This is a genomic window from Enterobacter sp. SA187, assembly GCF_001888805.2.
In the GTDB taxonomy this organism is placed as follows: domain Bacteria; phylum Pseudomonadota; class Gammaproteobacteria; order Enterobacterales; family Enterobacteriaceae; genus Enterobacter_D.
Map to the genome: position 1 here is coordinate 3,556,302 of NZ_CP019113.1, position 11,916 is coordinate 3,568,217.

Here is an 11,916-nt window from a genome sequence, read left to right on the forward strand (position 1 = left end):
CTGTCTCCCGGGTTTTTGTCCCGCCGTGTAACCTCACAGAGGTCGCGTGCTCTCGGACCAGCATTCACCTGGGTGAACCGGAACCCTAGCCCGCTATTTTTTACAGATAATTGTCTGATGCGCTGCCTTCTGAAATGAATAAAGCAAGCGCTGTGCCAGTTTTACCTTTCCCCGGCGGCGGGGATTTTCACTGGCGATAAGGAGGCGGTGAGCAAAAATAGCGACCCAAAATGGGGCAGTGCCGCAAAGCGGTGCAGGCCTATTTTTCAGTGGCAGGCTTAAGGCGTGTTTTGATGCGCTGATTTAACCTAAGAAAAATCTCTTTTTTTAGTCGATTGTCACGTGCGAAATAACGCAATATAGCCTTTACTCAACACCATAAGATAAGCTGGGATTAACCCCTGTCAGGTAAGGGATAAGAATCAACTTAATCTCATACTTATGCATGATGGCGGTTTATTCAGCATTGTGAGAGGCGGGCTGGCAAACGCCATTGAATTGTTAATCAGTCAATGTAAAATCATAAAGATGATGCTAATCCATGTTAATTGCTTTACCGTTTTGCGTTGGCAGATTTGCCGGTGCACCGGTTATCCAGGCAGCATGGCATATTTCACGTCGGGTTCAACTTTATTGCAGGGAAAGTTACGATGAATTTGCGAAGCTTGTTACTCCTTTTAGTGGTCAGCACCGTCGTGGGGTGTAAAGCGCCGCCGCCGAAAATCACCGACGATACCATCGTGACCAGTCAGGTAAATGGTGTAACGCTGACCCACCGTCATATTGTGGTCCCGCCTAAAGAATTTAACCCGGTTAACGATGAATACCGGGCGATGTACCCCGGCTCCATCCTCAGCAAGCCCGATTTCAGCGGCAAGGTGCTGGGCGAGCTGAAAACCGGCGAAACCTATATGGTGTTAGGTTTTGTTGAACAATCCTGGCTGGCCATCAGCACCACGGATAACCCTCAGCTGCTGGGCTACGTGCCGCAGCGCGCCATGGTGGTCAGCGAGCGTTACGAGCAGGCGCTGAAAAGCGACCGTCCGCGTCCGAAACGCGCGGCGAAAAAATCCACCTGCGTGGCCGTGGATGACAGCAGCAAAGCCTGTCAGAAAGGCGACAGCGGTACCTGGATCATCGACTGAATTCATAACGGGGAGCAGATGCAACGTCGCTCCCCCTTCTCATAAGATAATTCTGAACTAAAATACGTATCCAGGGTGATGAAGTCGCAACTTCATTTTTCACAGGCTAACAAGGATTTTTATGAAACTCTGGCTCTCCGGTCTGGCATTGCTTCTGGCAACCACTACCGCGTCAGCTGGGAATTATCGCATCGTGCAATCCCCTTCGCAGAAGCTGGATGTCTGGATAGACGATATAAAGGATAACTCCCCGCAAAGCTGGTGCGCCGCTGAACTCCCGCTGCGTATTACCACGATGGGCGATAAAAACCCGTTCATTCTCAGTAACTTTATGCCACGCCTCGGCAAACTGCTGTTGAGTCAGTGCAGCACCCTGACGCAGATTAGCTGGCAGCTGGTGGATCCGCAGGATCATGTGCTGGCGACCGGCACCGCCAGTAAAGAGAGTGACTGGGCGCTGGATATCGCGCCGCAAACGCTGGAGCCGGAAGGCGCACCGGCGCAGGCCACCCTCTCCGCCCCGGCCGATCGCACCCCCTGGCTGGAATTTACCCTGCAGGATGGCTGCCATCTGCGCACCTTCTGGCGCGGCGATGCCAATGCCTCGGCGCTGTTTATTCCGGCCAAAGCGCAGGATCAGTGTGAGAAAGGCGGCTGGCTGAACGGCCGCAGCGAGATGGTGCAAAGCGGCGTCAATGGCGATAAGCGCATGATGATGACCTTTGTGCACGGTTTCCCGGTCAGCGGATTAAGCAGCGCGGTGAATGCCGATACGCTCCTTATCACCAGCGTCAATAATGAACGCATGGTGGTCAGCAACGAGCAGGCCCCGCAGAGCTGGATGATTTTGCCTTACAGCCCGGAGATTAACGGCTGGAAAAGTAACGGCACGGTGGCCGTCGAAGTGTCCCGTGAACTGGCGCTGGACGAAGCGCGATTACAGACGCGCCTGAATGCGGTACGCAAGGTCTGGTCGCAATGGCTGGAGCCGGGCACACCGCTGACGCTGCTGTTAATCGATAATTTGCATCCGCAACTTCGCGACCCGGCCGCCGGTTCGTGGCGCACGCAAAAATGATCACGTCCGTCTGGAACAGAGAAGCCGCATAATGACAACCAGCGATTACACTCCAGCGATAGCCGACGCTCTGCCGCCGGGCTATCGTTTTGACGAATTTGAAATACAGGACGTTTTGCAGACCACGCCGTGCGAGATTGTCTATCGTGCGTGGGATCATCAGCTGGAACGCGCCGTTATCATTCGCGAATATATGCCGCGCGCGATGGTGGTGCGCAGCGATGACATGCACCTCGCGCTACGCAGCCAGCAGGATCATCCGGCATACAGCGCAGGTCTTACCGCCTTTATTCAGGACGCCCGCCGCCTGGCGAAGTTTAACTATCCGGAACTGGTGCAGGTGCTGCGCTTCTGGACGGAAAATGACACGGCCTACACGGTGACGCGCTATTACAGCGGCATCACCCTGGCGGAACTGCATCAGCAACAGCCGGACGTGCTGGACGAAGAGTGGGTGCGTCGTATCCTGCCGATGCTGTGCGGCGCGCTGGCGGCGCTGCATGCAGAAGGCGTGATCCATCGCGATTTATCGCAGAAAAGCATTCAGATCCAGGACAACGGCGTGCCGCTGCTGCTGACCTTTGGCGTCTCGCGTCCGCAGGGCGACGAGGTGCGCGATCTCAATACCACTATGCTGCATGCGGGCTATGCGCCGCTGGAGCAGTACAGCAGCGATCTGGAAAATCAGATCGGACCCTGGACCGATATTTACGCCCTGGGCGCGGTGCTCTATACGCTGATCACAGGCGTTGCGCCCCCAGCCAGCGTGACGCGCAGCATTCAGGATAACTGTATTCGTCTGACGGAAAATCCACCGGCAGGCTGGTCACCGGCGCTGTTACGGGCCGTGGATCAGGCGCTGGCGCTGAAACCGGAAGCCCGTCCGCAGTCCATTGAAGCCTTTGCGGCGCTGGCGGAGATCAATACCCATCGCAGCACGGAAATTGGCGGGCTGAAAAAAACCGGCACGATGCTGGTGCCGGTAGAAGAAGCCGCGGCGGCAAAACCGCTGTGGGCGCGCGTTAAATCGCCGTTGCAAATCGCCGCAGGCGTGCTGGTCGGGGTGATCGTCGGGGCTTTATTGTTCCGCGGCGAGCCTGCGGAGGTTCCTGATGCGCCACCAACCGCGACGGCCACCCCAACGGCCACGCCGGTGACGCCTACGCCTGCGGGCGGGCTTATCGCGCGGGTGTATATCCGCATGAGCGATGCGGATCATCTGCTGGTAAACGGCAAGCCGCAGAAGGCGGTGGCCGCGTCGAGCGGGTTCGCGTTTATTCAGCTCCCGGCCGGGAAGTATGATATTACGCTGCAAAGCGGCAGCCAGACGCATACGCAGTCGCTGGCGATCGCCACGCCGGGTACCTGGCTGATTAATCCGCAGGGGTGATTCGTTTCGTAGTAAATTGCGCTCTTACTGGCTTCTGAGTACGGCTCAGACTCCAGGCGCACAGAGCGCGCAAGGGGCGGTCAGTCGCCGCCGCCCCCTGCCCCCCGGGCTCCCCACACTTCACGATTTCTAAAAAACACCACTCACAGATTCCTGTAAGTTAAAAAAAATTAACGCCACTCAGTCGTCTTATAAAGAATAAAAATAATGACGCGAGGGGTTGAGTCCCCGCTGAAACCGGCGAGCCGTAGGCCGGATGACAAGGGCTGGACGCCATGGATGGCGGCCAGAGGCGAAATGAGGCAGGATGCCGAATCGAGCCGACCGCGGGCAGACGGCCGGGAGGTGAGCGCAGTGCGCAGCACCGGTTTCTGTGCGGGGCCGCGGGGATTGCTAAGGGGGCCGCGGTGGCCCCCTTAGCACGTTCACCGTCAGCGGCGTCACGCCTGACTCAAAACGCAAAGTGAACGGAACATTCCACCAAACCAAACATTCCACAGAACCAAACATCCCTCCAAACCAAACATTCCACAGATCCGCCTGCCCCCCTCAAAATTTGCCTTCCATTGCGCAAAAAGTTAAATCCACCACGCACCCTGCCCGATATTCGTCTACTGTTTTCTCAAGGTTGATTGCAGCGGTTTCGCTGTTCACCCCTCAAGGAGAATAATTAATGACCAAACCTTTTATGCGCCGTCCCCACACGCTGTTTTTCGCCATGCAACTCGCGATTGGTGGCGCACTGCTGTCCCTTTCCGCCCCGCTGCTGGCCGATGAAGTGCAGAACAAAGGCCAGCCGCAGTCGCCGGATGTCCTGCTTGGCCCGCTGTTTACCGATGTGCAGACCGCCAAACTCTTCCCGGATCAAAAAACCTTCGCCGATGCGGTGCCGAAAGGCGATCCGCTGATGGTGCTGGCGGATTACCGCATGCAGCGCAACCAGTCCGGCTTCGATCTGCGCCACTTTGTTGACGTGAACTTTATTGTGCCGGGCGAAGGCAAAAAATATGTGCCGCCTGCCGGACAAAGCCTGCGCGAGCATATCGACGGCCTGTGGTCCGAGCTGACGCGCACCACCGATACCGCCGGAAAATGGGACTCCCTGCTGCCGCTGCCGAAACCTTATGTCGTGCCTGGCGGCCGTTTCCGCGAGGTCTATTACTGGGACAGCTATTTCACCATGCTGGGGCTGGCTGAGAGCGACCACTGGGACAAAGTGCAGGATATGGTCGACAACTTCGCCCATGAACTGGACGCCTGGGGCCATATCCCCAACGGCAACCGCAGCTACTACCTGAGCCGTTCGCAGCCGCCCTTCTTCCCGTTTATGGTTGAGTTGTTAGCCACCCACGAAGGGGATGATGCGCTGAAGCAGTATCTGCCGCAGATGGAAAAAGAGTATCAGTACTGGATGGAGGGCGCAGACGCCCTGCAACCGGGAGAAGCCAGTAAGCGCGTGGTTAAACTTCCGGATGGCTCGCTGCTCAACCGCTACTGGGACGATCGCGACACCCCGCGCCCGGAATCCTGGCTGGCTGACGTGACCACGGCGAAAAACAACCCTAACCGCCCGGCGACGGAAATCTATCGCGATTTGCGTGCGGCAGCGGCCTCCGGCTGGGACTTCAGCTCCCGCTGGATGGACGATCCCGAACAGCTCGGCACTATCCGCACCACCAGCATTGTGCCGGTGGATCTGAACGCGCTGATGTACAAGATGGAAAAAATGATCGCCCGCGCCAGCCAGGCGGCCGGCGATACGGGCAAAGCGCAGAAGTTTGAAGCGCTGGCGAATGCGCGCCAGAAGGCGATGGAAGCCAATCTGTGGAATGACAAGGACGGCTGGTACGCTGATTACGATCTGAAAACCAAAAAGGTGCGTAATCAACTGACCGCCGCCGCCCTGTTCCCGCTGTATGTTAACGCGGCGGCGAAAGATCGCGCGGATAAAGTGGCCGCAGCGACCGAGGCCCGGCTGATCAAGCCAGGCGGGCTCACCACCACCACAGTGAACAGCGGTCAGCAGTGGGATGCGCCGAACGGCTGGGCGCCGTTGCAGTGGGTCGCCACCGCTGGTCTGAAAAACTATGACCATGAGAAGGCCGCAATGGATGTCACCTGGCGCTTCCTGAAAAACGTCCAGCATACTTATGACAGCAAGCAAAAATTGGTGGAGAAGTATGACGTCAGCAGCACCGGCACCGGTGGTGGCGGCGGTGAATACCCGCTACAGGACGGCTTTGGCTGGACCAACGGCGTGACGCTGATGATGCTGGATCTGGTCTGTCCGAAAGCGCAACCCTGCGATAACGTACCGGAGACGCAGCCCGCTGCGCAATCCACCGCGCAACCGGCTACCGCGCAGTCATCTGCTCCTGCCCCGACGGCAGAAAAAGTCGCACAATAAGCGGTTCGCCTGCTACCAGATTTGGTAGCAGGTTTTAATGTGCGAAATCAACACATTGCCCGGCGGCGCAGGCTTGCCGGGCCTACAGCAATCTCCTCACTCTCCCCTCGGTTAATCCCACACTGATTTTCCGTTGTATTCTTTAACGTTAACGATAATAATTCGCATTCCTTTTACATTTGTTAATACAAATTTCCTGTTTGTGGCGGAGGCTTGTTCCGCGCACAACGGTACTCAGGATCCCGGAATGACCACGACATTATCCCTGAAACGTTCGTCCCTGCTGTGCGCTCTTGCGCTGGCGCTTCCTCATGCGGTGCTCGCGGAAGATACCGTGGTGGTTACCGCCACCGCGCCTCAGTCAGCCATTGCGCCGACCGAAGGCTATACCGTGCAAAGCACCCGCGGCGCGACCAAGACCGATGAACCGCTGATCACTACCGGTCAGTCGGTGTCCGTCGTTACCCGCCAGCAGATGGAAGATCAGGGCGTGGCGACGGTGTCCCAGGCGCTGGCCTATACGCCGGGGGTTTATTCCAGCTTCGGCGGCGGCGCTACCCGCTTCGATACCGTTTCCCTGCGCGGCTTCCACGGCGGCGACGTGGATAACCTGTTCCTCGACGGGATGCGTCTGATGAGCGACGGCGGCAGCCACAGTGTGTTGCAGGTGGATCCGTGGTTTATTGAGCGTGTCGATGTGGTGAAAGGCCCGTCATCGGCGCTGTACGGTCAGAGCGTGCCGGGCGGGCTGGTGAATCTCACCTCCAAACGCCCGCAGTTTAAACAGGAAGGCCATTTCCGTCTCAGCGGCGGTACCCATAACACCAAAGGCGGCGCCTTCGATTACACCGACGCGATCAACGAGCAGCTGGCGTTCCGCATTATCGGGATGACGCGCAGCAGCGATACCCAGTATGACAACACCCGCGAAGAGCGCTACGCCATCTCCCCGTCGCTGTTGTGGCAGCCGGATTCGGATACCAGCCTGCTGTTGCGCGCTTATCTGCAAAAAGATCCGACCGGCGGCTATCACGGCTCCCTGCCTCTCGACGGCACGCGCTTTGCCCACAATGGCCGCAAGCTCGACACCAGTACGAATGAAGGCGAAAGCGAAGACGGCTACCGTCGTCGTGAGCAGATCTACAGCCTGGAGTTCGATCACCAGTTCAACGATATCTGGTCAGTACACTCCAGCGGCAGCTATACCCATGCCAATGTATCACTGGATCAGGTGTATCAGACCGGCTGGATCGACGGCGGCGATACGCTGTCTCGCGGCTATAGCGGCAACCGTGGCTCACTGGATGCGTGGTCTACGGATAACCGCGTGCAGGCGGATTTCAATACCGGCGAGGTGGCGCATACGCTGATCCTCGGCGGCGAATACCATCGCTATCGCAACAATCTGTGGACAGGCGCGGGCAGCGCTTCGCCGCTCAACCCGTACACCGGTTACACTGCGCAGCATGGCCACGTTGTGACCTACAGCGATGACAACAACCGCCGCTATTACCAGACCGGCATCTATTTGCAGGATGAGATGGTGTGGGATCGCTGGCATATGGATCTCTCCGGCCGCTATGACCGCATCGTCTCTGAGCAGGTGAGCGACAGCAATGCCACCTCGAATCGTCGCCAGGATGATCATATCAGCGGCAGAGCGTCACTGCTGTATGCCTTTGAAAACGGTCTTTCCCCCTACATGAGCTACAGCCAGGCGATCACCCCGGCCTCGCTGCCAGGTGCGGACGGTACGCTGCTGAAACCGACCACCGCCGAGCAGTATGAAGCGGGTCTGAAATTCCAGCCGCCGGGCACCTCGGATATGTACAGCATTGCCCTTTACGACCTGACGCAGAAAGACGTCGCCACCCGCGATATTAATATCGCCACTGCGAGCTATCTGCCTGCCGGGAAAGTGCATTCCCAGGGAGTGGAAATCGAAGCCCGTAACCAGTTAACGCCACGCCTGAGCACCATTGCGGGCTATACCTGGAATCGCCTGAAGTATCAGGATTCGCTCGATGGTAACAACGGTAATACGCCGCAGCTGACGCCGGACCAGATGGCCTCCTTCTGGGCAAACTATAAGTTTGATTACGGCCTGAGCGTCGGCGCGGGCGTGCGTTACATCGGCAAGCAGTGGGCGGATGATACAAACTCATCGCGCCTGCCGTCGGCTACGGTGTTTGATGCCTCGGTGCGTGCGGATCTGGGCGAGTGGTCAGCGCCGCTGAAAGGGGCGTTCGTGCAGGTGAATGCCAATAACCTCGGCGATCGTGAGTACGTGGCGGGATGCTACGGAACCAATAACTGCTATTACGCGGCGGAGCGCAGCGTGGTGGCGACCGTGGGATATGACTTCTGATCGCGTTGCGTATTTCCTGTCGAACAGGGTTTAGTGGAATGTTCCGTTCACTTTGCGTTTCGCATCAAACGTAACACCGCTGATGGTGAACGTGCTAAGGGGGCCACCGCGGCCCCCTTAGCAATCCCCGCGGCCCCGCACAGAAACCGGTGCTGCGCACTGCGCTCACCTCCCGACCGTCTGCCCGCGGTCGGCTCGATTCGGCATCCTGCCTCATTTCGCCTCTGGCCGCCATCCATGGCGTCCAGCCCTTGTCATCCGGCCTCCGGCTCACCGGTTTCAGCGGGGACTCAATCCCTCGCGTTAATTACGATGACGGTTTGTTACGACTGAGTGGCTGTGTGTTTGTCTGAACTTACAGGAAGCTGTGAGTGGTGTTTTTTAGAAATCATGAAGTGTGGGGAGTCCGGCTGAAAATCGCTGAGGCGTTCCCTTACGGCCGGGGCAGCCCGCATGGATGCGGGCTGAGGGCGCGACTTGCAGGGACGCTGCATCACGCCCGACCCGAAGCCGGAAGGGATAAGCCGAAGGCACCGCGAAGCGGCGATTTTCCTGCCGGGAGCCCGGGGGTGCAGGGGGCGGCGGCGACTGGCCGCCCCTTGCGCGCTCTGTGCGCCTGAAGTCTGAGCCATACTCAGAAGTCAGTAAGAGCGCAACAGACCACAATACTAATAGCTAATTTACCCGCGACGCAGCAAACGGAACAGCGCCAGTACCACAATCGCACCTACCACCGCGACCAGGAAGCTGTGCAGATCAAAACCTGTCACGTCGCCGCCAAAGCCGAACATCGTCGCCAGCCAGCCGCCGACCACGGCACCCACCACCCCAAGAATACAGGTCAGAATGAAACCACCGCCATCACGTCCTGGCATGATTAATTTAGCGATAACACCGGCAATAAGACCAAAAATGATCCACGCAATAATGCCCATTTTGCATTTCCTCTTTTTGTTGTGACTTGATATTGCAAGATTGATTTCCTGCCCACGACGCTAAGTATAGGCAACCACAGCAAAAGGGTTAGTTGTCACAGACTTAATTCAGTTTAATCGCAAAAAATATTTGGTCGTTTGTATTAAGTTTCCCGCCGCCATGCCGATATATTCCCGACAGGCGATACGCTATTAAGGAGCCATCCGGCGTGAGTAATTATAGTGAGCAGTTTCTGAAGCAGACCCCACTGGCCGTACTGGGGGTATTGCGCGATCTGCAAAAAGGCCAGGTGCCACTGCGCATCTCATGGGCCAGCGGTCAGTTCATCAGTAAGATCCTCGATGTTACGCCGGAAGGGCTGGTGATGGACTATGGCAGCCAGGAATACGATAACAAAGCCGTTCAGCGTGCCGAAAATATCGCCATCACGGCGGAAACCCGTGGCGCAAAAGTTGAATTTACGCTGCCCCGTTTACAGAGCGGTCAGTACCAGGCACTGCCAGCCTTTACCACGCCACTGCCTGCTGAACTCTGGTTTATCCAGCGCCGGGAATATTTCCGCATTTCCGCCCCGCTCTATCCGGCCTATTACTGCAAAGCCAGAATGCCGGATAAATCCATGCTGCGTTTCCGTTTGTTTGATTTGTCCCTTGGCGGCATGGGCGCGCTGCTGGAAGGTAACGCGCCGGAAGCGCTGAAGGAAGGTCTGCGCTTTACGCAGATTGAACTGGATATGGCGGGATGGGGTCAGTTCTATTTCGATGCCCAGTTACTGTCGATCAGCGAGCGCACCGTGGTGGACGGCAAAAACGAAACCGTCACCACGCCGCGCCTGAGCTTCCGCTTTCTGAATGTGAATCCGGCAGTTGAGCGCGAGCTCCAGCGCATTATTTTCTCGCTGGAGCGCGAAGCGCATCAACGGGCGAACAACGTTCGCTAGGCGTTACATGGCATCCATCGCCTGCTGGACTTTCCAGATATAGCGGGGTGCCTGGGGTGCAGGGTGATTGTCGGCCACATGGTCGACAAACTCATCCGGGCTGAGCGAGTTGATCTCTTTGATGGCCTTTTTACGATCCGATGAGAAGGTGCGCAACAGCGCCCCCGCCCCGTTCACATAAGACACCACCAGCGCGTACTGCATCACTTCCGGATCTTCGATCCCTGCCAGCACGCCGTGTTCCAGTATGCTCAGGTAAGCGGTTCCCATAGAGATATTACGCTCCGGGTTTTTCAGCTCGCTGGTGGAAGGTTGCCCCTTCCAGCCCATATGCCGGTACACTTCACGTCCGGCGGTTGAGGCTTTCAGCTGCATCAGGCCAACCGCGTTGGATTTGCTGACCAGCGTCGGATTACCGCCGGATTCCACCGCAATGATCGCAGTGATGAGTCGTGGGCTGACGCCCCATGCCGCTCCCGCTTTCTCGGTGATCGGCATCCACTGCATGGCGCGTTTTACCGGTACTTCCGGGTTCCATGGTGGATTTTTATAGTCCTGTTTTGAACTGCATCCCGCCAGTAACACAATCAAAAAAGCAAACCATCTTAATTTCACGCCAACGATCCTTATACCGGTATGTAATGTTCAGTCGCCCGCCAGCCAGCAGATGCCGCTTGAAGTGTGACGGGCGTAAGCGGCATGATAAACGTTTCACCTTATATGTCAGCAAGGAATTGCCATGTCAGTGTTTCATTTGATTGCGCCTTCGGGCTACTGCATCAATCAGCAGGCAGCCGCCCGCGGGGTCGCGCGTCTGGAGGCCGCCGGTCATGAGGTACGTAATCGCGAGGTGATCGCCCGTCGCTGGCAGCGCTTCGCCGGGAGCGATGCCGAGCGTCTGGCGGATCTCAACGGACTTGCCCGGCTGGCCGGTAAAAACACTATCGTGATGCCGGTACGCGGCGGCTACGGGGCCAGCCGTCTGCTGGCGTCGGTGGACTGGCACGGGCTGGCGCAGCGCCAGCAGCAGGATCCGCTGCTAATTTGCGGACACAGCGATTTCACCGCTTTTCAGATGGGACTGCTTAAGCACGGCGTGATGAGCTTCAGCGGGCCGATGCTGGCGGGCAACGTCGGCGCGGAAACCGTAGACGCTTTCACCGAACGCCACTTCTGGCTGGCACTGCGCAACGAAACCTTCACAGTGGAATGGCACGGCGACGGCCAGCCCTGCCAGGCACAGGGGACGCTGTGGGGCGGAAATCTGGCGATGCTGGTGTCGCTTATCGGCACGCCCTGGCTACCTGTTATCGACAACGGCATTCTGGTGCTGGAAGACATTAACGAGCATCCGTTCCGCGTGGAGCGCATGCTGTTGCAGCTGCACCATGCCGGTATTTTATCCCGCCAGCGGGCGGTGATCCTCGGCAGCTTCAGCGGCAGCGCCCCGAACGATTACGACGCGGGTTACACGCTTGAGGCGATGATCGACTATATGCGCACGCAAATTCCTATTCCGTTAATCGCCGGGCTGGCCTTCGGCCATGAGCCGCAAACCGTCACCCTGCCCCTTGGCGCGCAGGCGACGCTGGATCACGATGGCAGCCATACCGGGTTAACCCTGACAGGGCATTCTGTGCTGCATGCGTAAA

The 11,916-nt window shown here is 57.7% G+C and carries 9 protein-coding genes and 1 riboswitch; of the genes, 7 read left to right on the plus strand and 2 right to left on the minus strand.

Features of this window, described 5'->3' with window-relative positions; genetic code table 11:
* Positions 1-2 precede the first annotated feature (2 nt).
* A riboswitch (guanidine-I (ykkC/yxkD leader) is annotated at positions 3-100 on the minus strand.
* Positions 101-650: 550 nt separating this feature from the next.
* The 5 genes from BMF08_RS16975 (at position 651) to BMF08_RS16995 (ending at position 8,388) form a co-directional block, all read left to right on the plus strand.
* On the plus strand, positions 651-1,145 hold the full coding sequence (locus BMF08_RS16975) for an SH3 domain-containing protein (protein WP_072568710.1): 495 nt from the start codon (positions 651-653) through the stop codon (positions 1,143-1,145).
* Between the two features lie 121 nt (positions 1,146-1,266).
* Positions 1,267-2,223, plus strand: coding sequence for a hypothetical protein (locus BMF08_RS16980; RefSeq protein WP_072568711.1), 957 nt, complete (start codon positions 1,267-1,269; stop codon positions 2,221-2,223).
* 31 nt (positions 2,224-2,254) lie between these two features.
* Complete coding sequence (locus tag BMF08_RS16985; protein ID WP_072568712.1) at positions 2,255-3,613, plus strand: serine/threonine-protein kinase; 1,359 nt, start codon at positions 2,255-2,257, stop codon at positions 3,611-3,613.
* A gap of 673 nt (positions 3,614-4,286) precedes the next feature.
* Positions 4,287-6,020 (plus strand): alpha,alpha-trehalase, encoded by a 1,734-nt coding sequence (locus BMF08_RS16990; protein ID WP_072568713.1) that lies wholly within the window; start codon positions 4,287-4,289, stop codon positions 6,018-6,020.
* Between the two features lie 247 nt (positions 6,021-6,267).
* Positions 6,268-8,388, plus strand: a complete 2,121-nt coding sequence (locus BMF08_RS16995; RefSeq protein ID WP_072568714.1) for a TonB-dependent siderophore receptor — start codon at positions 6,268-6,270, stop codon at positions 8,386-8,388.
* A gap of 680 nt (positions 8,389-9,068) precedes the next feature.
* Here BMF08_RS16995 and BMF08_RS17005 read toward each other — a convergent pair.
* Positions 9,069-9,323 (minus strand): GlsB/YeaQ/YmgE family stress response membrane protein, encoded by a 255-nt coding sequence (locus tag BMF08_RS17005; RefSeq protein WP_072568716.1) that lies wholly within the window; start codon positions 9,321-9,323, stop codon positions 9,069-9,071.
* Positions 9,324-9,532: 209 nt separating this feature from the next.
* Between BMF08_RS17005 and ycgR the strand changes: the two genes are divergently transcribed.
* Positions 9,533-10,264 carry a flagellar brake protein YcgR gene (gene ycgR / locus BMF08_RS17010; RefSeq protein ID WP_072568717.1) on the plus strand — a complete coding sequence of 244 codons (732 nt, stop codon included), beginning with the start codon at positions 9,533-9,535 and terminating at the stop codon, positions 10,262-10,264.
* A 3-nt stretch (positions 10,265-10,267) separates the two neighbouring features.
* Here ycgR and emtA read toward each other — a convergent pair whose 3' ends face one another.
* Positions 10,268-10,879 (minus strand): membrane-bound lytic murein transglycosylase EmtA, encoded by a 612-nt coding sequence (gene emtA / locus BMF08_RS17015; RefSeq protein WP_072568718.1) that lies wholly within the window; start codon positions 10,877-10,879, stop codon positions 10,268-10,270.
* A gap of 124 nt (positions 10,880-11,003) precedes the next feature.
* Here emtA and ldcA point away from each other — a divergent pair, with 124 nt between their 5' ends.
* Positions 11,004-11,915 carry a muramoyltetrapeptide carboxypeptidase gene (gene ldcA, locus BMF08_RS17025; RefSeq protein ID WP_072568719.1) on the plus strand — a complete coding sequence of 304 codons (912 nt, stop codon included), beginning with the start codon at positions 11,004-11,006 and terminating at the stop codon, positions 11,913-11,915.
* Position 11,916: the final 1 nt, after the last annotated feature.

Bases quoted from the DNA above. Each gene is read 5' to 3' on its own strand.
- BMF08_RS16975 (WP_072568710.1), top strand. From the start codon at position 651: ATGAATTTGCGAAGCTTGTTACTCCTTTTAGTGGTCAGCACCGTCGTG.
- BMF08_RS16980 (WP_072568711.1), top strand. From the start codon at position 1,267: ATGAAACTCTGGCTCTCCGGTCTGGCATTGCTTCTGGCAACCACTACC.
- BMF08_RS16985 (WP_072568712.1), top strand. From the start codon at position 2,255: ATGACAACCAGCGATTACACTCCAGCGATAGCCGACGCTCTGCCGCCG.
- BMF08_RS16990 (WP_072568713.1), top strand. From the start codon at position 4,287: ATGACCAAACCTTTTATGCGCCGTCCCCACACGCTGTTTTTCGCCATG.
- BMF08_RS16995 (WP_072568714.1), top strand. From the start codon at position 6,268: ATGACCACGACATTATCCCTGAAACGTTCGTCCCTGCTGTGCGCTCTT.
- BMF08_RS17005 (WP_072568716.1), bottom strand. From the start codon at position 9,323: ATGGGCATTATTGCGTGGATCATTTTTGGTCTTATTGCCGGTGTTATC.
- ldcA (WP_072568719.1), top strand. From the start codon at position 11,004: ATGTCAGTGTTTCATTTGATTGCGCCTTCGGGCTACTGCATCAATCAG.